Genomic DNA, 20,563 nt, shown 5'->3' on the forward strand with positions numbered 1-20,563 from the left:
ACTCATGGCAAATGTTATGCGCCCATTGGGCTTTCTGTTGTTAGGTGGCGTAGCCGGAGCGGCAGCAACCTATTGGTTTGCCCCCGACACATCAAAGGATTCGGTGGTCGAGGCCCCGAGCAGTGTCAGTAAAGAACCCGTGCATTGGGTAGCGCCCATGGATCCCAATTTCAAGAGTGATAAACCGGGTAAATCGCCCATGGGAATGGATCTGGTTCCTGTCTATGCCGAAAGCGGGTCGGGTAAAGACGCCCCAGGCACGGTTCGTATTTCACCCAGCGTGGTTAATAACTTGGGCGTGAGGACGGGCCCGGTCACTCAGGGGCGGCTGCCGAATAACATAACAACGGTGGGATACGTTCAGTACAGCGAAGACGATATGGCTCATGTCCACCCTCGGGTTGAGGGTTGGATCGAGAAGCTCTATGTGAAGGCAGAGGGCGAAGCGGTCGAGAAGGGCAAGCCTTTGTATACACTTTACTCACCCACATTGGTCAACGCCCAGGATGAATTAGTCCTCGCTTTAAACCGCGGTAATGAGCGTTTGATCGATGCCGCCAAGGAACGACTCGCGGCCCTCAATGTGCCGGAAAGCGCGATACGACAGCTGACCAAAACTCGCGAAACACGGCGTACGTTGACAATGTATGCGCCTACCTCAGGTGTTATCGACAACCTCAATGTTCGCGAAGGTATGTTTATCAAGCCAGGGGATCGAGTCCTCTCCATTGCGGCACTGGATGAGGTGTGGGTTATTGGCGAAGTATTTGAACGTCAGTTGGCGACCGTGGCATCCAAAAGTCGCGTGGTGATGACGCTGGACTACCTGCCTGGGCGCCAGTGGACGGGCGAGGTGGATTATGTGTATCCGGAAGTGAATTTCAAGACTCGTACGGCCCGGGTGAGAATGCGTTTTGACAACGCCGATGGCACCTTGCTGCCGGGCATGTTTGTAGCGTTAAACATTCAGGGGGCAAGGGCAGACCGGCAACTGCTGGTGCCTCGCGAATCGGTTATTCGAACGGGCCAGAGCGATCGACTGGTGCTGGCATTGGATGGCGGGGCCTTCAAATCCGTCAATGTGGATGTTGGACGGACGGGTGATCAGTACGCCGAAATTCTCGGCGGTGTCGTATCGGGCGATACGGTGGTCACATCGGCCCAGTTCCTGATTGATTCTGAATCCAGTAAGACCTCGGATTTTCAGCGCATGTCGGCCATGCCGGCCGGCACGATGGATCACGGCGAGATGGACCACGAGACTATGGATCGTGAGGGAACCCACTAATGATTACATCCATTATTCATTGGTCCATCCGAAACCGTTTTTTGGTGTTGCTGGCGAGCCTATTAATATCAGGGTTGGGCCTGTACTCACTCAGTAAAACCCCGGTCGATGCGCTTCCAGACCTGTCCGATGTGCAAGTGATCATCAAAACCAGTTTTCCGGGACAAGCACCGCAAGTAGTAGAAGACCAGGTCACCTATCCCCTGACGACCGCCATGCTGTCGGTTCCCGGTGCGGAAACCGTGCGTGGCTATTCGTTTTTTGGGGACTCTTACGTTTACGTGATTTTTGACGAAGATACCGATATGTACTGGGCGCGTTCCAGAGTTCTGGAGTACCTGTCGCAAGTGGCACCCAACCTGCCAGATTCAGCGAGGCCGCAATTAGGGCCGGACGCCACTGGCGTTGGCTGGGTGTATCTTTATGCATTGGTTGATCGCACAGGGCAAAATGACCTGAGCCAGTTGCGCAGCCTGCAGGACTGGTTTCTGAAGTACGAATTACAAACGGTACCCGGGGTATCAGAGGTGGCTGCTCTCGGCGGCATGGTGAAGCAATATCAGGTCAAGGTCAGCCCGGAAAAGCTCCGCGCCCTGGGAATTCCCCTGTCACTTATCCAAACAGCGATTCAACAGGGTAATCAGGAAGTTGGAGCGTCGGTCATCGAGATGGCTGAAGCGGAATACATGGTTCGCACCTCCGGCTACATTGAATCCCGGGAAGACCTGATGGTGATTCCGTTAGGTCTGGATGTAAACGGCACACCGATTCTGCTCAAAGATGTGGCCAGTGTCGAAGTGGGGCCACAGATGAGACGCGGTATTGCCGAGCTTAACGGGGAAGGGGAAACCGTTGGTGGCATCGTGGTGATGCGCTTCGGTGAAAATGCCCAGGAAACCATCAATGGCGTCAAGGCCAAGCTGGTCGAACTGCAATCGAGCCTGCCCGATGGTGTTGAAGTGGTCACGGTTTACGATCGCTCGGGCCTGATTGAGCGCGCCGTCGACAACCTATTTTTTAAGCTGCTGGAAGAATTTCTGGTCGTCGGCCTGGTGTGTATCGTCTTTCTGTTTCACGTCCGCTCTTCGTTGGTGGCGATTGTCAGCTTACCTGTGGGCATTCTGATGGCGTTTACCGTCATGTACTGGCAAGGCATCAACGCCAACATTATGTCTCTCGGCGGTATCGCCATTGCTATCGGCGCCATGATCGATGGGGCCATCGTAATGATAGAGAACATGCACAAGCATATGGAGCGAACGCCACTCACACCCGAGAACCGATGGGAGATTGTCGCCAGGTCTGCCTCTGAAGTTGGCCCCGCGCTGTTTTTCTCGCTGGTGATCATTACCGTCAGTTTTGTGCCTGTGTTTGCGCTTGAGGCGCAGGAAGGGCGAATGTTTGCGCCACTGGCGTTCACCAAAACCTACGCCATGGCGGCCAGTGCGTTTCTTGCTGTGACGCTGGTTCCGGTATTGATGGGCTACTTTATTCGCGGTAAAGTGCTGCCCGAGCATAAGAATCCCCTCAACCGGGTGTTGGTCGGTGCCTATATGCCGGTCTTGAAGCTGGTGCTCAGGTTTCCCATGGCGACGGTGCTGGCTGCCCTACTGGTATTGGCTGTCGGCCTTTGGCCTGCAACAAAAATCGGTAGCGAATTCATACCCCCGCTGGACGAAGGGGACTTGATGTACATGCCAACGACCTATCCTGGAATTTCAATCGGCAAAGCCCGTCAGTTACTTCAGCAGACGGACAAATTGATTGCGACGGTGCCGGAAGTGAAGACCGTGTTCGGCAAAGTAGGGCGTGCGGATACGGCAACCGATCCAGCGCCTTTAACCATGATTGAAACCTTCATTCAGCTCAAACCCCGCGATCAGTGGCGCGAGGGCATGACCACAGACACGCTCAAAGAGGAACTCAACACACTGATTCAGTTTCCTGGTGTCACCAATGCCTGGGTAATGCCAATTATCACCCGCATTGACATGCTGGCAACGGGTATAAAAACACCCGTAGGCATTAAAATCGCCGGCCCGGATCTTAAAACCATCGAGGATGTTGGAAAACGCCTGGAGGAAATTCTGGCAGACGTGCCCGGCACGGCGTCGGTTTACTCAGAGCGCGTAGCCGGTGGTCGCTATATCAAGGTGGACATAGATCGTGAGCGCGCTGCCCGTTATGGTCTGAATATCGCGGACGTACAGCAAGTGATTGCTACCGCAATCGGTGGGATTAATGTCTCCAGAACCATTGAGGGCCTTGAGCGCTACCCCATTAACCTTCGTTATCCGGAAGACTACCGAGATTCTCCCGAAAAACTGGAACAGCTTCCTATCGTAACGGCTTCAGGCCAGCGAATTGCGCTGGCTGATGTCGCCGATATCCGTATAGAAGACGGGCCGCCGGCAATCAAAAGTGAAAACGCTCGTCTTAACGGTTGGTCCTTTGTGGATATAGAGGGTGTAGACGTCGGCACTTACGTTGAACAAGCGATGGCGGTCGTGCAGGCAGAATTAGACCTGCCGGCGGGTTACTCCATCGCCTGGTCGGGCCAATATGAATACATGCTTCGCGCCAAAGAAAAGCTGACCTACGTGGTTCCGTTGACACTGGCGATTATCATCATCCTGCTGTTTCTGAACTTCAGGAGCTTTGCGGAAGTGGGCATCATCATGGGTACGCTTCCGTTCGCAATGATTGGAGCTGTTTGGCTGATGTATCTGTTGGGTTATAACTTCTCCGTCGCCGTTGGCGTTGGTTTCATTGCTTTGGCGGGCGTAGCGGTGGAGATTGGAGTCATCATGCTGGTGTACCTCAACCAGTCCTATCAGACAATGCTTGCAACCTGCGAACAGAAAGGCTTGACGCCCAGGCGGGAAACGCTCCGTCATGCGGTGCTTCACGGTGCCGGTATGCGAGTACGGCCGGTGATGATGACCGCGGCCGCCATCATCGGTGGTCTGGTTCCGATAATGGTCGGCACTGGAACAGGTTCTGAGGTGATGGGGCGAATTGCAGCGCCTATGGTGGGGGGTATGATCACTGCGGTCATTTTGGCGCTATTGGTAATTCCGGTCTTGTTCTATTTATGGAGGCGCAAACCGCTCCTAAACTAGAGTTTTGGTAAAGTGCAGGAGCTCGGGGTGAGTGGGCTCTTGCACTTTTTTGCATGTAGCAAGGCGAAGAACCATTTACTCTGCTTTCAATCCCGGAAAACGCCCATTTGCATACTTGGAATGACACGCAACACATGCTTCCAATATCTTCCCGAGCAGCACCCGCTCCCGGGCCTGATCTGCCGCTTTGGCCGCTTCAACCAGGTCGGCGCTGAGCTCGTAAAACGCACGATCCAGCTGCATTCCGTTCAGCGATACAAAGTCACGGCGCGGTACAATGGCCGAAATTTGCTTTAGCGTTGACAGAAGAACTGGCCGAGTTGGCCAGCATGCACGAGTTCCGCAAACACACCATGCCTGCCAACGAACGCTATGCGTTGATGCAGGAAGAATACCCTGAACTGACGAAGCGAGTGCCAGACAACCAATTAGCGGCCTGGCTTGGTGCTGTGCCCGCTACTTTTTCGCGCTTGAAAAGAGCAGCGTCTAACCGCCAAAAAAACGGCTGACGCCGACCATCACAAGTGATTTGGGAAGCCCACACCATTACCATCAACAGCGCCCATGCCAAAAACGACGCTGCCATTATTGTGTAGGTTGCAGACATAGCCTCCACGTCGGTATCTGGGCGATGGCTTAAAGCTCGCAAGCCTTGGTAAATCAGTGTGCATGACAGCCCCATCGCAATAAGCACAACGACAACGCTAAATGCTAGGGAGGGGGCTAGCAACGCCAGCGACGACAGCCATAGCTGCACGGGAGCAATCGCAGCTAACAAACAGGCGTCTTCGTAACTGATAGCCAGATCCTTACCCGCAACAACCGAGTGAATCAGCCAACCCATCACAAAAAACGTCAGCAGCTCGGACAGAAACAGAATAGTGGTAGTAAAGCGCCATTCTTTGCCGGCGAAACCAGCCATAAAGTGCTCGCCGTAATGCATGCCGGCGTAATACAACAGAATCGGTGGCAGTAAAGACCATTTAGATCCCAAAACCGACTGTCAGCAAGAATCTGGAGTGACCTAGATCAAGTCGCTTATCTGTAAAGCCATTTCATTTCAGTTCCTAGGCGCCGGCGCGGCGGCTCAGCAAGACGCCGGCGAAAGCGACAGTTCTGGGGCCACGCTCTGCATGGTAGTCGTCGAGTGAAAAACCAGTCGGCGGAGGTTTACTCGAACCCACGTCCTTCACCCGTTTCTTCGTGAGTGACGCCGTCCCGAATGTGGTAAATACGCTTGAACGTAGGAATGATTTTTTCGTCGTGGGTGACAACGATGATGGCCGTTTGGAACTTGTGTGCCATTTCGTTGAGGATCTTGATGACAGCCATGGCGCGCGGACTGTCAAGGGCGGCAGTTGGTTCGTCGGCCAGTATCACAGGCGGCTGGTTGACCAGCCCGCGTGCGATCGCTACCCGCTGTTGTTCGCCACCCGAAAGCTTCGATGGCATGGCGCGGGCTCGATGTTGCACGTCCAGCGCTGTGAGTAATTCCAGCGCCTTCGCACGCGCCTCGCCATTGGGTACACCTCTCAACATCGGCAGCAATGCCACGTTGTCAGTAACATCCAGAAACGGAATCAAATACGGTGCTTGAAACACATAACCGATTTTGTCACGGCGCAGAGCACGCAAATCCTTAACTTTCCAGCCATCGTCAAAAATGACCTGATCACCCAGAGTCATGCGTCCCGCCGTCGGGCTGATGACCGCACCCAGACATTTCAGCAAGGTACTCTTGCCGGAGCCAGAAGGCCCAGTAAGGCCGACAACTTCTCCCGGAGCAACATGCATATCCACATGCTTTAACGCATCAACGGCGGTATCGCCCTTGCCATAACGCTTGCTCAACCCTCCAATACGGATGCCTTTTTCGCTCATTTTGTCACCCAATCGCTTCGGCCGGATCAACCTTCAGTGCTGCATAGATGGCGATAACGCTCGACAATACGCAGATCAACACAACCGCAATAAACCCGAATATCGAATCAAGGGGTTCAAGCAAGACATACTTGGGAAATATCGGCGCCATAAACAAGGTGGCGACAATTTTTCCCACCACGAACCCGATAACCCCGAGCGCAATCGCCTGCTGCAGAATCATTCCGGCGATGGTGCGGTTGCGGGTGCCGATCAGTTTGAGTACGGCGATCTCGCGGATTTTTCCGAGTGTCAGTGTGTAGATAATAAAAGCCACGATAGCCGCACTGACCATCGATAGAATCACCAGAAACATACCGATCTGTTTTGCGGAGGTGGCGATCAATTTACCTACGAGGATCTCTTCCATCTGCGCGCGGGTGTAAACCGTTAGCCGCTTCCAGCGGCGGATCGATTCGGCCACATCGTCATGGCTATAGCCGTCTTCGATCTGGACCAAAACCGCATTTACATAGGTGTTGGTGGTTTGCGAATCGATAACGGCGCCAAGTAAATCCGGACTACCAGGCTTGTTAAATGCAGGGTTGGCCTCAGTTCGACGCCGGCTTTGCAGAATGGCGTCGTTGTCTTTCAGAAACTGTGCTTCTTGCGCATCCTTTAGCGGAATAAAAATCATGGGGTCGCCGCCAGACGAGACCATGCGACGGGTGAGGCCGACAACGGTGTAGTGGTTACGGCGTATCTGCAGGCGATCACCAAGCTCAAAACCGCTTGCGATATCGGCGACGGCTTCGTAATGGCTTCGGGTGATCTGACGACCCGCAACAAGATACGGCGGCCAGCCGGGGGTACCGGGTTCGCCAGCCGTTATGCCGGCGATCATCGCCCGCACATCGCGCTCACCTTGGCGTACCTGCATGGTCAGGTAAGTAACATTGGCTGTTCGTGCCACACCGGGCATACCACGGATACCGCGCCAGGTATCCTGATAGATACTCGACGGCTCTGCATAGGGGCCCAGGGTATCCTTTTGCACCACCCAGAGATCTGCACTGCTGTTATCCAGCAACACTTTGGCGTCGTCGATCATGCCACGGTAGATTCCGGCCATAGACAGTGTCACACCAATCAGCAGACCAAGGCCCACCCCGGTAAAAACGAACTTTCCCCACGCCTGAAGAATGTCGCGACCGGCCAAGCTAATCATTTGGACACCCCTGGAATGCGGTCAACCACCTCGATGCGACTGCGCGAGGTCAGCGCTTGTTCGCTGTAGAGCACGATTTGGTCTCCTTCTTTAATTCCCTTTCGGACTTGAACAGAGCCATCCAGGTCTGTGACACCCAAGGTGACCGGTGTTAAACGCAACTCATCGTCAACGATTTGCCAAACGCCCACGCTATTGCCATCGCGTCGAATCGCAGCGTTGGAAATGGTCGGCGCGACGGGAAGGGCAGGGAGATCAACCGTGACTTCGGCTAACTCGCCTAACGGCGGCAAAGGCTGGGGGAGTTCATCAAAGACCACTTTCGCGAGCATTTCCTCGGTTACCGCATCGGCTTTTAATTCAACGCGCAACACACCGCCGCTCAGCGTTTGGCCGCTACGTGAACGCAAAACAATGCGTGCGGGTAGATCTTTGGCCAGCCCCGCTGCGCTAATCTGATCGAAGCGCACATTGACCCAAACACTTTCGGGATCGATGAGTTCCAGTACAGCCTGACCGGCAACTACCGTGGTGCCTGGCTCGGTGTCCCGAGAGGCGACCACACCATCGTGCGGTGCGATCAGCTGTAGATTTTTTTGCTGCGTCACCAGAGCCTCCTGATCTGACCGAGTACGGGCTAGGTTTTCGTGAGCAGCGGAAAGGCTGGCGGCGGCTATCGCCAGTTCCTGTTGTTTGGTGTTAAGAGTTTCATCGCTGGTTGAACCTGCAGCGAACAATCGTTTATATCGACCCACCTGGGTCTGCGCATAGGTTTGCCGGGCCTGGGCCTCGCGCAACGCGGCTTGGGCTCCTCTAAAGGCCGCTTGTTGCGAGCGCAGCCGGTCATCCAGATCGACCGGATCCATCTCGCCGAGCACTTGACCAGCCGTTACTTGGTCGCCTACATGCACCTCAAGGTTTTTGACGCGCCCGGCGAACGTTGGCCCAATTTTGTAGGTGTAGCGCGCCTCCACTGTGCCTATACCGAACAGCGCCGGCGTAATCGCACGCGATTCCACGGTCATCACCGTTACAGCAACCGGTGCCAGTGGACCAGAGCGCAATCCGACGTAAACGAAGAGTGCAAGCAATGGAACGATAACGGCTAGCAGGGCCAAGGTACGGCCCTGAATCGGTAGGTGTTTCATAAATCACTCCCGATACCGCGCCGATAAATTGCAAACACTCGTGGCGCATCGTGGCGTATGCGTTGCACATCGCCAGTCAGCAGCGATTGCATAACCAGGCCCTGAATCGTGCCTATAAAAAGCGTGCTCGCCGCTTCGTTGTCTAAAGAGGAACTCAATTCACCATTCGATTTACCCTTCTCAATAAGATGATTCAAGCGTTCGCCATAGCGTTGAATCAAGGTTTGCACCAAACGTTTGGCAGGAGTTGACTCTGCTCTTTGAAGCTCGCCAAACAGCATCCTGGGCACGCCAGGATGTTCGGCCACGAATTCGACATGAGTCATGAATATCGCCTCCATTGCCGCCAAAGGCGAATCGATTCCGTGCACAGAGCGGTCGATTCGATTCAGCAGACGCTCTGCCACCCATTCCATTACCGACTGCCAGATGGCTTCCTTGTTCGGGAAATGTCGAAACAGCGCGCCTTGGGTTAGATTCATGTGCTTGGCGATAGCAGCGGTTGTTATCTCGACAGGATTCTGTAACGCGGCGAGCTGAATTACAGACTCGACGGTCGCGAGCCGGCGTGCGTCGGCCGAAAGTTTTTTTGGGCGCTCATTCATTGTGGCCTCCAGATAAGAAAGTAATTAATTACTATCTTATCTGGAGGCCTTGAAATAAGCTAAAAAAACTTTAATTTAAGGCTGTGTAGGTCTGGATTTCAGGCCGGTGCCATGAATCGTCGTGATGGTGGTTATCTTCGTCATAAACACAGTCTTGTAGCTCAGCGCAGAGCGCATCCAGGCGCTTTACAACCCGTATTTTTTTCCAATGGTCATCGGTAAATAATTGAACCCGCCGGTTGGGAAAACGGCACGTTCAGGTAGCTCATGGGGCGCGAATTCCAGGGTATCGATACCGCGAAGAAATTCCTCAATCAAAATCCTGAGTTCCATCCTGGCCAGAGGTGCACCAGGGCAAATATGAATGCCTGCATCATAAAGCAGATTCTGGTCACGGTTCTTCTCGGGACAATAAACATCTGGATCACTGAATACTCCTTCGTCACGATTAGCGGATGCCCACATAACGGTGATTTTCTCGCCGGCGGGAATTTTTTTAGTACCCATCTTTATTTCCCGCGTTGTTATCCGGCGATTGGATATTAGAGGCGCACTGTATCTGCAACGCAAAGACTCTGCTGAACTGTTCGACAGCATCAAACGCATTGCCATTGGGCAGACTGTCTACGAGATTACGGGCTATATTCCGACAGGTTGGCTCAAAATCGCTCATCGCCTGTGGTGAAAAGTAAGGTTCGATGACCTGGCGATAATGGGTATGCTCGGGCGGGTCCATGCCATTCGGCACGGAAAGGTGGTTTGATGAGGCGCTGCTAAAGGTTTGGTGATCTTCCAGCGCCTGCATAACATCACGATGCCTGAATAACGTCCAATGCTGATAGTCGCTCCAAGCTACCGGGCACTGCGTACGCATGGTGTCGTAGGCGCGTATCTGGTCTTTTAGAACCCCGCCCGCACGGGGGTTCCAGTCTGGTTCATGGGGCTTGTTGGCCATTGCAAATCCTCGGGAAAAAGCGGTTTCTCCAGACTAACAGATGGCCAAATTGTCTTCTTAAAGATTAATCAAGTTAGTGCTAGTTTCAATAGCCTGAACCCGGGTCGGGTTTTGAACAATCAGATCTGTTCCCGCAGCAGCATCGTTTTGATATGGCCAATGGCCTTCATGGGGTTGAGCCCTTTCGGACAGTACGCCATGCAATTACCTATCCCACGGCAGCGAAACACACTGAACGGATCGCCCAGTTTTGCCAAACGCTCGCGGGTGGCAGTGTCCCGTGAGTCCACCAAAAACCGGTTAGCTTGAAGCAAGCCCGCTGGTCCGATGTATTTCTCCGGATTCCACCACCAAGACGGACAGGCAGATGAGCAGCAAGCACAGAGAATGCATTCGTACAATCCATCAAGTTTTGCGCGGTCCTCCGGGCTTTGCAGTCTTTCGATCGCTGGATTTGGGGTGTCGGTGATCAACCATGGTTGAATACGTTCGTACTGCTTGAAGAACAGTGCTTGGTCAACCACCAAATCGCGGATCACGGGCATACCTGGTAGTGGGCGAATTTCCAGAACGTTCTTCTTACCCAAGGCGTCCGCGACCGCACTAATGCAACCCAGGCCATTGCGGCCATTCATGCTGAGCCCGTCAGAGCCACAAACACCTTCTCGACAAGAGCGCCGGAACGTGAGCGTGGTATCCCGGGTTTTCAGGTGCTCCAGTACATCCAGCACCATGCGGCTTCGGAACTCGTCGCCCACCTCAACATCCTGGTTGTAAGGTATTTCATCCTGCTCGGGGTTATAGCGGTATAGCCTGACGATAAAACCACTCATGGCGTTGTTCCCCCAAGCATCGGCTTGATGCCCTAGAAAAAAAGAAGTATTCAGTTTGAAGGTTAGCAGATGATCCAAACAAACAAGCGGAATGTGCAAAAAAAGAACCCGATGCCACGCTCCATCAATTAACGATGGTAAATTCATTCTGGCGGATGCTGTTACATATCCAACCTGCCGATTTCTCGCGATTGCAGGCGGGCCTCGGTCTGCTGGTTGGCGGCCAGTTCCCGAAACAGATCCGCTTCCCGAGTGTTTTGGGCCAGGAAAGATCGTCATCGCCTTGGCTGCTGTCCAGGGTTTCATATTGCTTCTCCAGCGTTTCGTGGTAGCAGCCGAGAGTGCAACGGGCCCGAAAGCGTATACGCCAGAACCTGTTCTAATTACCAGCTTGCGGGTGCACAGACAGATCTCGGGTGACGCCGAACAATAAGCCCCCAGTCGTCAATCGTGCAGTTTCGCCGGCTTGAACGATCGCACAAGTCCAACAAAAGTCACTGCCCAGGCCGCGAGGGCAAGATAGAAAAAGCTGATGGGTATGAAATCAAGAAAGTGAAAGCCCAGAGCAGCCGCCATTTCATGGGTACTGGCGGCGTACATACCCAAAGGGAACACCGCACCCCAATACAAAGGGTCATATTCCAGTGGGAAGCGCTTATAAACGTGCCGCCATATACCCAGAATAAAAAGCATGGGTATCCACCAGGTTCCAGTTGCCCAATAAAAAACCGAAAAGCCTTTTAGAAATGGCAGCAGTGAATCCAGAAAAGGCGCATCTTTAACGTTCACGATCAGCAACGAGCCGGCCAGTGTCGAAATGGCCATGGCGCCCATATTTATCCAGTACGGGGGCGCAAGGTCACTAGGGGAAAACTTGAAAAACGTATAGCGATAGAAGATTAACGACATCATCCAGATGTACAGCATACCGCGCCAGAGCCACATGGATAGCGCCAGAAAGTTAATGCCGAGTTTGTAAGGTTGTGGCATATCCACCGCAATCAACGCACTGAGTACCGCAATTGACTAGGTTGCCACCACCGCAAGCAGCCACCCTCCCGTAATGCCTTTATCCAGAGACGGCTTTTCCTCTTTGACCGTGAACGCCGTAAATATGGTGTAGGTCAGCGTCAGCCAAAGCAGTATGGCAACCACCCAGAGAATTCGGCCGGCCAGAGTGAAATCCGTCAACATAATGAACTGTCTGCCAAGAACACTGGAGCCGGCAGGCAGGGTAAAAAACCCGGGACCACGAAGGTGATCTATAACATCGAGCAGGAATTCTCGACGATACCTCAGAAACCTGGCAAATGTAGCCGCCCACAAAACCCCGTAGAAGCCTATGTTTACAGTGAACAGGCTGATGGCTATCAGATCAAAACCCAGCATGTGAGCGGTTAACGATATGATGCCAGTTGCCATCACAATGCCGAAATAGGCCGGTGACAGGCTTTTTAGATCGTGTTTCATACCTCGGCCACCTGCATTTCCTCTTAATGGTTTCCCGAAAGCTTTTTCATTCGCTGCCCGCTCGCTCAAAAAACGGCAGTTTAACCCGCCACTGAACCTGTTCAACTTCCTATTCCGGTCAACTAAGTCGTATTAGCACGTTGGGAGTTAAAGTGAACGGAGGCAGATTTGATAATAATTCACTCTGGCAAGATTCAGATGAAACAGCAGCTTAGTCTTCTTTTTCAGCTTTCACCATGCAGTCGGATGAGACCTTTAGTCTGTGCAGTCAATGGTACCGCATAGGAATGCCGTTCTAGGAATCGAAGAGCCGGCATAGGACACCGCGGGCCACAATCAGCCTGTACTAAGTCGGTTTATTAGAAGCAGAAGACTTCTCTTGCGACACCCGGGGCTATCGGTGGAGATTACCGTTGGTGATTAGGCCCGTCATTGATGGCAGGGTATGGTTGGCTTATCTCAACGTTCGAGCCAGCGTAATGGAGAAACAATGGTGAAGCGAAAGCGCACGACACCCCTAAGTGATGAGCACGTTGAGCCCGGCCACTGTTCGAGCGAACTGCGCGCTCGGATTCTAAGTGACGTTCCTTATTTCAAAGGGTTAGCGGCACCAGCGCTCGACGCTGTAAATCACTACTTTCGTGCCTTCAACTACGCCGCCGGCGCGGCGCTTCACCATGAAAACGAGCCGGCCGAAGCGCTATTTCTGGTCGCCCACGGCACAGTCAAACTGCTTCAGTACAGCGCCTCTGGGGAAGAGGTGCTGCTCGACCTTTTGGGGCAGAGCGATTTATTCGGTGGCCTGACCATGCTCGGCCAGCGCTGCTACCCGCAGAACGCATTCGCGCAGACACCATGTTGCGTGTTGGTTATCACGATCACCGACTTTCGATATCTGTTGCGCACCTATTCCGAAGTGGCATTGAACGTCCTTGATGCCGTTGCCCGTGATCTTGAGGCGGCTCAAGCGACGATCCGCGCGATCAGTACCTTGCCGGTGGAGGCACGGATCGCACGTGTGTTGGTGCGTCTAGCCGACCGGTTGGGTGAAGCCGACGACGGTGGCATTCTGATCCAGTCGCCGTTGTCGCACCAGGACCTTGCCGCCATGGAAGCTACGACTTCAGAGACCGTGAGTCGCGTCATTTCCGGGTTACGGCGAAGCGGTGACATCGAAACTGGTCGACAGTGGATACGCATTCGCAATCGCACGAACCTGGCCCGTCTGGCGGGCGAAATCTAGCCTGTCTGTGCATTTTCCGCATTTTATGACTAATCAATGGAGCTACTTGTTGCGGCTCATGTAACACACCACGCACGTCACTCATTCTAGTCGTGACCCAAACACAGACAGGAGATGAGAGATGAAGACCCTACTGCGTAGTGATGAACTAAACTGTCCGTCCTGCATTACCAAGATCGAGAAAGCGCTGGGCCGGCTCGGGGGTGTGACTAATGCCAAGGTCCATTTCGCGACCGGACGCATCGAGGTCGAACACGATGCCGAACAAATCAAGGCTGAACAGCTGCTTTCGGCGGTGCGTGAGGTCGGCTACGAGGCGCGCATCAGCGCATTCTGAGTTCACAAACGTTCGGGTGGGCCACAAGCCTGCCCGGCAGTTTCACCATGAGGTGAACAATCATGAAATTTATCAGTACATTGTCCCACTGGGCTCGCCAGTTGCGTTCACCAGCGCACCGGCGCGGCACAGTAGCCCTAGTGGCGGGTTTGGCGAGCGTCGGTGGCGTCGGCAGCTACTTCATCGGCGGCCCTTCTTCGCGTTGCGTGCAAGGGCAATCAGCATTGAATTGCTGGTTACGATCGCCGCCGTTGGCGCCGTATTCATCGGCGAATACTGGGAATCGGCCGCAGTCACATTTCTGTTCGTACTGGGCGGTTACTTGGAGGCGCGGACTCTGGCCCGCACCCGCTCCGCACTGAAGGATATGCTGGCGCTGGCGCCGACTGAGGTTACGGTGTTCCGCAACGGTAGCGAGATTAATGTGGCGTCCCACGAGGTAATCCCCGGGGAAACGGTGGTGGTTCGCCCGGGTGGACGCATCGGCGTTGACGGTGCAATCCTCAGTGGCCGATCTGCTATCGACGAGAGCGCGATCACCGGCGAGCCGATTCCCGCCGAGAAACAGGTGGGCGATAAGGTGTTTGCAGGCACGGTCAGCCATAATGGTTATCTTGAGATTCACGCTGAAGGCGTAGGCGCCGATACGACCCTGGCGCGAATCATCCAGCGTGTTGAGGAGGCCCAGAGGAGGCCAAGGCCCCGACCCAGAGAATGATCGAGCGCTTTGCCAGCTGGTACACGCCAATGATCATCGTTCTGGCGATAGGCGCCTATGTGATAACGAAGGACATCGCCCTGGCGCTAACGCTGCTGGTGATCGGTTGCCCGGGTGCGTTGGTTATCTCCACACCGATCTCGGTAATCGCTGGCATCGGCCGGGCGGCTCGCGACGGGATTTTGATTAAGGGCGGCGAGTACTTGGAGACAGCGGGTCGTATCAAAGCCGTTGCCTTTGACAAGACCGGTACCCTCACGGAAGGGCACCCTGAAGTAATGACGGTTACGCCGCTGTCTGGTATTCCAGCACTGGCAACAATAACGGATGAAGGTTCGCCCCGCACTCGGTTGCTACAATGGGCCGCGTTGGCCGAGAGTGGCTCGGAACACCCCCTGGGCGTGCGGTCGAGCGCGCCTTGCCGGAGAGCTATGTTGGCCCCCGGGCTGAGAGCTTTGACACAGCGCCGGGCGGCGGCATCAGTGCCGGCTGGCAGAGTCGAAAAGCCGAGATCGGTCGCCCTGATTGGATTGAAACCCGGGTGGAGGAGTGGCCTGCTGCTGCGATTACGGCGCTGGAGGATCTTCATTCACGGGGTGAGACCGCTGCGGCGATCGCCGTCAACGGTGTAGTGATCGGGCTACTTGGGTTCGCCGATCGCGTTCGCCCCGACGCCGCAGCGGCCTTGCAGGCCCTTCATAAGGCTGGAGTGAAGCGCTTGGTCATGCTCACCGGCGATCATGCTGCCAGCGCATGGCGGGTTGCGCGTGAATTGGGAATCGACGAGGTTCACGCGGGGCTCTTGCCCGAGCAGAAGCTGGAAGCTGTCAAGACGATTCAGCGAGAGAGCGGGCCCACTGCCATGGTCGGCGACGGCATCAACGACGCCCCAGCCCTGGGCGCCGCGGATATCGGCATCGCCATGGGCGCCGCCGGAACCGATGTGGCAATCGAGAGCGCCGACATAGCGCTGATGGCCGACGATCTTGGCAAGATTCCCGAAGCAATCGGGTTGGCCAGTGCGACCCTGAACAACATCCGCTAGAACGTGGTGATTGCGCTGCTAACCGTTATTGGACTTCTTGCGGGCGTGTTCGCCAACGAGGTGCACATGGCCGGTGGCATGTTTATCCGCCAGATCTCAGTGCTGGTGGTTGTAGTCAACGGCATGCGATTGCTGCGTGCTCGCCCAGCGGGCGTGCGGACCATTCCGGCCGCTGCCCAGCAACCCGCACAGGCTGCATAGCGGCATAAGCGCCGGGGAGGGCTAGGCCTTCTCCGGCGAACGAAATTCACCTTGCCAGTTTCTTTTTGCAGCATGTCCGTGATGCGTTACCTGCGACTACTCGGCCCATGCCCTCCGAACCCGTCACGCATGGCAGATAACAGGCGGTTGCCATAGCGCGCCTGATCCCGACTGGTAAAGCGCTGGAACAATGCCTGGGCCAATAGTGGTGCAGCCGTCTCCGTCGCGATGGCTGTCTGTAGCGCCCAGCGTCCTTCTCCCGAATCTGCCACCCGGCCATCATGAGCGGCCAGGGCGGGATCGACGGCTAATGCCTCACCGGTCAGATCGAGCAGCCAGGAACGGATCACCGATCCTTGCCGCCAAAGCTGGGCAATTTCCGCGAGATCGAAGTCGTAATCGACAGCTTCCGGATCGTCGCAGGAGGCGGGCAGCTCATCGGGGCTTTGCCGATCGTGACCGGCATTGCGAAGCAGTTCGAAACCTTCGGCATAGGCGGCCATGAGCACGTATTCGATGGCGTTGTGTGCCATCTTCACGTAGTGACCGGATCCTGCTGGGCCGCAGTGTAAATAGCCTTCTAGGGCGGTGCCGCTGTTATTTTCCAGAAGTACGGGTGCCATGGCGCTTCCCTTGCCGGGCGCCAGGGTTCGAAACAGCGGGGCCAGCCGTGCCACCGGCGCGTCGGCGCCGCCGATCATCAGGCAGTAGCCTTGCTCCAGCCCCCATATGCCACCGGATACACCGACATCGACAAAGGAAATGCCCTTTTCGGCCAGGCGCTTTGCTCGATAACGCGTATCATGATGATGGGAGTTGCCGCCGTCGACCAGGATATCGTCGGTGCCGAGCAAGGGACTCAGGGTGTCAATAACATTCGCCACCGCGATGGCGGGAACCATCAACCAAACCACCCGTGGCACTGCCAAACGCTCGACCAGTTCATCAGGCGTCCTTGCAGGTTCGGCACCAAGCGCCGCGAGTCGGCCCAGCGCCTCGGCATCACCATCATGCACGACCACGTCATGGCCCGCCGCCATCAGGCGTTGCGCCATATTGCCGCCCATGCGGCCCAGTCCGATCATTCCGATTTGCATTACACCGTCATCCTTTTCATCACAATCAAGCGTCAAGCGTTCGAGTCTGGCCTTGCGGGTCGGTGGCTGCGACACGCAGTTCGCGGGTTGTAGGTCCGGAGGGAAGACTCACGACAGGCTCGTGTTTGGCACGAGGCAAGGCATAAAATGACAAGACTCCCGAGGTTAATTAAACATAACAGTTGACTGGGGTCTTAGCCACCGGTGCAATAAGCGAACTTTTGTTCGATTGACGGCCAGACGGCTTATCTACTTCCCGCGGTCCGTTGGCGATTGGTTGCCCCAAGGCCATTTGGCGCGTTTTCTCGGCGAGTTGGCTGACCTGTTTATTCCGGTTCTCCGCCTAGCGCAGAATATGAAGCTGCTCAAGCTGGGCACCATCAGTCTGGACGGCACTAAGATCTACGCCAACGCCTCGCGTTACGTCACAGCGCTCTGTCTCATGACCACATCGAGAAGATGGAAACCGGGCGAAAGTACCACCAATCCCAATCATGGTAATGCGCTGGATTCTCGTTGGCTTTCTATAAGATTTATATTATATATATCTTATAGAAAAAAGACAGGAGAAAGCACATGTCCGAACATCTCTATCCTTCCGCAACGCTGAAAACCAATAAACAGCGAGCCTCCTTGGCACCGGAGATCCACGACGCCTTTCAGGAATTCAGCCAAAAGGTCTTCGCTGACGGCGCTCGGGATAAGAAAACGAAGCAATTGATTGCAGTGGCCGTAGCGCATGTTACCCAGTGTGGCTATTGTATTCGGGGACATACGAAGGCGGCGGTTCGTGAAGGCGCGACCCCCAACGAGATCATGGAAGCCATATGGGTTGCCTCGGAGATGCGGGCGGGCGGAGCCTACGCCCATTCGATCGTGGCACTGGACACGATCAACGATATGGAGAAGAAATCCACCAAGGATTGAGCGAAGGGTTCCGCGCATCTGAAGGATCGCACAAGGCCAATAACAACCGAGAAGCCTTTAAGAAAGGGTTATCCTCGGTTGCTAGCTCGCAGCGCCCCGGCGGCGGCACTTTGCAGCATGTCTATGGAGCGTCTCACCTACGGTAACCTGCCCCATGCCCTCCAAACGCGTCACACGTAACAATCAAGCGCCATGCACTATTGGTTCTCCGCGGAATCAGGTAATTGTCGCATTACATATGACAGGATACGGCATGCCGGTAGTAGTTATCCTCGGCGGGGTATCGATACGCACGGCGTCGTCGAGCGTTTGAGTCTGGCCCTGCGGATCGATGGCTGCGACGCGCAGCTCGCGGGTCGGTGCTTCGATGCCCGTTAAGTCTTTGATCGAGAGGGTTTCTTCGCCGGATAGTCCGAGCGTCTCGGCATTCTTCTCGTCGAGAAACTGTAGCGGTAGCACGCCCATGCCGATCAGACTGGGGCGATGAATGAGCTCATAGGATTCGACGATCACCGCGCGTACACAGAGCAGGGCGGTATCCTTGGTCGCCCAATCGAGTGAAGAACTCGAACCGTATTTCTTGGCGACCAAGGCGAGGTTCGCAGTAGATATTGCTGTGAAAGCGTTTCGTATCTTAATATTCACCTTCCTGGGCTGCTGACCAGAAAGTTAAGGATATCAATCAAGACACGTGGTAACGCATGATCAAGCAAGATCAACGGCGCGAAAAATGTATTTGACGCGCGACGTTGACCCAAGAAGTACTTACGGTTGCGATGTTGACAGGCCGGGGAAGCGCGCCGTTGCGTGGCGGCTGTGGCAGCCCACGCAACCCTGGATCATCTCAGAAAACTGCTGCAATTGGCGCGTCGTATCCTGGTCTCGCCCGGCTTCGGCAAGCTCTTCGCTGAGATCATGGAGCGCCTGATCGCGCTCTAGAAACGCTTCTGGTACGACGGCGAGTAGGGCCTGCTTGTCCGCTTCGGTCATTTGCTGCTCCATGATGAAGCTGTCATGAATCGCCTGTGCCTTTTGAGCCACGGTTTCGTGGTCGCCCTGCACGATGGCGGTTTGGATTTGCTCGCTGGCTTTGAGGATGGCCTGCATCTCCTGAATAAGCAGAACCCGGACATTTGGCGGGAGCTCTTCACCGACGTTGGTGCCGCCGGACTGTTCGGCTCCCGCGGTGCCGAAGACGCCCATTGCCAGTAACGCGAATACAAACGTTCCCACCGTTGCTTTCATCTTATTCATCTCCTTTGGGGTATTACAAAAACAATCTGTTCAATTGCGAGCCTACCGAATCCATGCGTGACTGTCCCAGAGTAAACTACATCGGGTCGTTGCTGCTATTAACCCAGGTTGCTACTGACATCGCGGCCTATGCGATCAATGAATAACTAAGCGTTTCAACCAATCGAGCAGGGTGGTTGGCAGTAATTCGGGACGTGGCAACAGTGCGTAATGATGGGCACCAAAGATGTGCGGCAAGTAGCTGTGGGCCTGGCGGTCAATGGTCAAGCAGAAGGTGGAAATTCCCTGCAGCGTCGCCTCGTTTACCGCTTGGCGCATGTCTTCGACGCCGTATCTTCGCGCACGGCTCGCCGCAATTGCAGTGCGGTATTCGTATAGGGTGGATCATCGGCGATCAACACTTCCTTCGGCGTGCCTGGAGTGGAGGTCAGGCGTGCTTCAGGCAAGTCTGACAACATGTCGCCGAGCTCATTCGGTGAGCTGGCTGGCCGGTTGTAGGCTATCAAACTTGCCCTTACGAACGTCGCTGAAGATGTGATGGCGGAAATCAAAATTGAACTTGACGCCTTTATGCTTTCACTGAGGACGTTTTCGTGACTCTTGAGAGAGGCTCAAGGCCGAGAGCGTCGGTAAAACCTGTCAATGTACCGGTTAAAAAGCAGCATTAGGTCCATTCCTATCACACTGCGGTCCGATTTTTTTGTGAAGCACGAGGCCGGGTTTCGGTCAATACGCACCCTGACTGTCAGAATTCATTTATGCTCCCGGTCTGACGCGCCAGGCGCATCGCATCATGGCGTTCAAACGCTAACAGTGCCCCAAGCAACTCCTTGGCTTCGGGAATTTGTGCCTCGTTGCTCAGTTGACGGTAGAAATCAATCACCTGATCATGGAAGTCGAAGACCTCCCGAAAAATATCATCAATTGACAGTGAGCCATAAGGCACGTCACCGATACGATGCGTCCGGATTGGCCGTTGCTCAAGTTCTGCGTAGAGGTAGGGCACGTACGTTTTCAAGGCCTGGGACGAAGCTGTGCGCTCGAATTCGCCTACTACACGTTCCATCTCAGCTTCGTGGGCGGCCAAATATTCAAGCAGCATCCTGGCCCGCTCTTCTTTATGCTGGTTGGCGCCCTGAGCGAGACAATGTGCCAGATGCTCATGTAGCTTTCGTGTCCAGTCAATCAGCTCACCGAACGTCTTGATGCTCATGGTTATGTACTCTTTGTTC

The 20,563-nt window shown here is 54.8% G+C and carries 19 protein-coding genes and 4 pseudogenes; 10 read left to right on the forward strand and 13 right to left on the reverse strand.

Annotated features, from left to right (window positions below; all coding sequences use genetic code 11):
• Positions 1–4: 4 nt before the first annotated feature.
• The 3 genes and pseudogenes from MELB17_RS09360 to MELB17_RS26120 all read left to right on the forward strand — a co-directional run.
• Positions 5–1,288 carry an efflux RND transporter periplasmic adaptor subunit gene (locus MELB17_RS09360; protein ID WP_007349964.1) on the forward strand — a complete coding sequence of 428 codons (1,284 nt, stop codon included), beginning with the start codon at positions 5–7 and terminating at the stop codon, positions 1,286–1,288.
• Positions 1,288–4,410 carry an efflux RND transporter permease subunit gene (locus tag MELB17_RS09365; RefSeq protein WP_007349965.1) on the forward strand — a complete coding sequence of 1,041 codons (3,123 nt, stop codon included), beginning with the start codon at positions 1,288–1,290 and terminating at the stop codon, positions 4,408–4,410. Before MELB17_RS09360 ends, MELB17_RS09365 begins: the two co-directional genes overlap by 1 nt.
• 230 nt (positions 4,411–4,640) lie before the next feature.
• Positions 4,641–4,919 (forward strand): annotated as a pseudogene (locus tag MELB17_RS26120) (Crp/Fnr family transcriptional regulator); the annotation flags it as partial.
• 661 nt (positions 4,920–5,580) lie between these two features.
• On the opposite strand, the gene MELB17_RS09375 reads toward MELB17_RS26120, so the two are convergent.
• The 8 genes and pseudogenes from MELB17_RS09375 to MELB17_RS25565 all read right to left on the reverse strand — a co-directional run bounded on the left by MELB17_RS09375 (position 5,581) and on the right by MELB17_RS25565 (position 12,509).
• Positions 5,581–6,291 carry an ABC transporter ATP-binding protein gene (locus tag MELB17_RS09375; protein WP_036184362.1) on the reverse strand — a complete coding sequence of 237 codons (711 nt, stop codon included), beginning with the start codon at positions 6,289–6,291 and terminating at the stop codon, positions 5,581–5,583.
• Positions 6,292–6,295: 4 nt separating this feature from the next.
• Positions 6,296–7,498 (reverse strand): ABC transporter permease, encoded by a 1,203-nt coding sequence (locus MELB17_RS09380; protein ID WP_007349969.1) that lies wholly within the window; start codon positions 7,496–7,498, stop codon positions 6,296–6,298.
• The gene (locus tag MELB17_RS09385) at positions 7,495–8,646 is read right to left on the reverse strand and encodes an efflux RND transporter periplasmic adaptor subunit (RefSeq protein WP_007349970.1); all 1,152 of its coding nucleotides are present in this window, start codon (positions 8,644–8,646) and stop codon (positions 7,495–7,497) included. The genes MELB17_RS09380 and MELB17_RS09385 overlap by 4 nt, the downstream gene beginning before the upstream one ends.
• Positions 8,643–9,251, reverse strand: a complete 609-nt coding sequence (locus MELB17_RS09390; RefSeq protein WP_007349971.1) for a TetR/AcrR family transcriptional regulator — start codon at positions 9,249–9,251, stop codon at positions 8,643–8,645. Before MELB17_RS09390 ends, MELB17_RS09385 begins: the two co-directional genes overlap by 4 nt.
• 186 nt (positions 9,252–9,437) lie before the next feature.
• Positions 9,438–9,863, reverse strand: coding sequence for a cytochrome P450 (locus tag MELB17_RS25555; RefSeq protein ID WP_319795881.1), 426 nt, complete (start codon positions 9,861–9,863; stop codon positions 9,438–9,440).
• The gene (locus MELB17_RS25560; protein ID WP_007349973.1) at positions 9,748–10,206 is read right to left on the reverse strand and encodes a cytochrome P450; all 459 of its coding nucleotides are present in this window, start codon (positions 10,204–10,206) and stop codon (positions 9,748–9,750) included. Before MELB17_RS25560 ends, MELB17_RS25555 begins: the two co-directional genes overlap by 116 nt.
• A gap of 119 nt (positions 10,207–10,325) precedes the next feature.
• Positions 10,326–11,039, reverse strand: a complete 714-nt coding sequence (locus MELB17_RS09400; RefSeq protein ID WP_036184365.1) for a succinate dehydrogenase iron-sulfur subunit — start codon at positions 11,037–11,039, stop codon at positions 10,326–10,328.
• A 444-nt stretch (positions 11,040–11,483) separates the two neighbouring features.
• Positions 11,484–12,509, reverse strand: a pseudogene (locus MELB17_RS25565) (tellurite resistance/C4-dicarboxylate transporter family protein).
• Positions 12,510–12,999: 490 nt separating this feature from the next.
• Between MELB17_RS25565 and MELB17_RS09410 the strand changes: the two are divergent.
• From MELB17_RS09410 to MELB17_RS23235, 6 genes and pseudogenes are all read left to right on the forward strand, one after another.
• Positions 13,000–13,752: a Crp/Fnr family transcriptional regulator gene (locus MELB17_RS09410; protein ID WP_007349977.1), complete on the forward strand. Its 753-nt coding sequence runs from the start codon at positions 13,000–13,002 to the stop codon at positions 13,750–13,752.
• 121 nt (positions 13,753–13,873) lie between these two features.
• Positions 13,874–14,089: a heavy-metal-associated domain-containing protein gene (locus MELB17_RS09415; protein ID WP_007349978.1), complete on the forward strand. Its 216-nt coding sequence runs from the start codon at positions 13,874–13,876 to the stop codon at positions 14,087–14,089.
• Between the two features lie 16 nt (positions 14,090–14,105).
• Positions 14,106–14,807: a cation-translocating P-type ATPase gene (locus tag MELB17_RS26125; protein ID WP_007349979.1), complete on the forward strand. Its 702-nt coding sequence runs from the start codon at positions 14,106–14,108 to the stop codon at positions 14,805–14,807.
• A gap of 29 nt (positions 14,808–14,836) precedes the next feature.
• Positions 14,837–15,223: pseudogene (locus MELB17_RS26460) on the forward strand (HAD family hydrolase); the annotation flags it as partial.
• Entirely contained in the window at positions 15,166–15,852 is a 687-nt protein-coding gene (locus MELB17_RS25575) for an HAD-IC family P-type ATPase (RefSeq protein ID WP_007349981.1), read from the forward strand. The pseudogene MELB17_RS26460 and the gene MELB17_RS25575, both read left to right, overlap by 58 nt.
• 6 nt (positions 15,853–15,858) lie before the next feature.
• A complete protein-coding gene (locus tag MELB17_RS23235) occupies positions 15,859–16,053 on the forward strand; it encodes a hypothetical protein (protein ID WP_050774920.1) in 195 nt (64 codons plus the stop codon).
• Positions 16,054–16,139: 86 nt separating this feature from the next.
• On the opposite strand, the gene gnd is transcribed toward MELB17_RS23235, so the two are convergent.
• Positions 16,140–17,150 (reverse strand): phosphogluconate dehydrogenase (NAD(+)-dependent, decarboxylating), encoded by a 1,011-nt coding sequence (gene gnd, locus MELB17_RS09425; protein ID WP_007349983.1) that lies wholly within the window; start codon positions 17,148–17,150, stop codon positions 16,140–16,142.
• A gap of 576 nt (positions 17,151–17,726) precedes the next feature.
• On the opposite strand from gnd, the gene MELB17_RS09430 reads away from it, so the two are divergent.
• Positions 17,727–18,077: a carboxymuconolactone decarboxylase family protein gene (locus MELB17_RS09430; protein ID WP_007349984.1), complete on the forward strand. Its 351-nt coding sequence runs from the start codon at positions 17,727–17,729 to the stop codon at positions 18,075–18,077.
• 216 nt (positions 18,078–18,293) lie between these two features.
• Here the strand turns inward: MELB17_RS09430 and MELB17_RS26130 are convergent, their stop codons facing one another.
• The 4 genes and pseudogenes from MELB17_RS26130 to MELB17_RS09450 all read right to left on the reverse strand — a co-directional run bounded on the left by MELB17_RS26130 (position 18,294) and on the right by MELB17_RS09450 (position 20,544).
• Positions 18,294–18,668 carry a hypothetical protein gene (locus MELB17_RS26130; RefSeq protein WP_264673224.1) on the reverse strand — a complete coding sequence of 125 codons (375 nt, stop codon included), beginning with the start codon at positions 18,666–18,668 and terminating at the stop codon, positions 18,294–18,296.
• A gap of 174 nt (positions 18,669–18,842) precedes the next feature.
• Positions 18,843–19,322 (reverse strand): cytochrome c, encoded by a 480-nt coding sequence (locus MELB17_RS09440; protein WP_007349986.1) that lies wholly within the window; start codon positions 19,320–19,322, stop codon positions 18,843–18,845.
• 144 nt (positions 19,323–19,466) lie between these two features.
• Positions 19,467–19,667 (reverse strand): annotated as a pseudogene (locus MELB17_RS09445) (hypothetical protein); the annotation flags it as partial.
• A 409-nt stretch (positions 19,668–20,076) separates the two neighbouring features.
• Complete coding sequence (locus MELB17_RS09450; RefSeq protein ID WP_036184368.1) at positions 20,077–20,544, reverse strand: hypothetical protein; 468 nt, start codon at positions 20,542–20,544, stop codon at positions 20,077–20,079.
• Positions 20,545–20,563 lie beyond the last annotated feature (19 nt).

This window comes from Marinobacter sp. ELB17 (genome assembly GCF_000169375.1).
In the GTDB taxonomy this organism is placed as follows: domain Bacteria; phylum Pseudomonadota; class Gammaproteobacteria; order Pseudomonadales; family Oleiphilaceae; genus Marinobacter.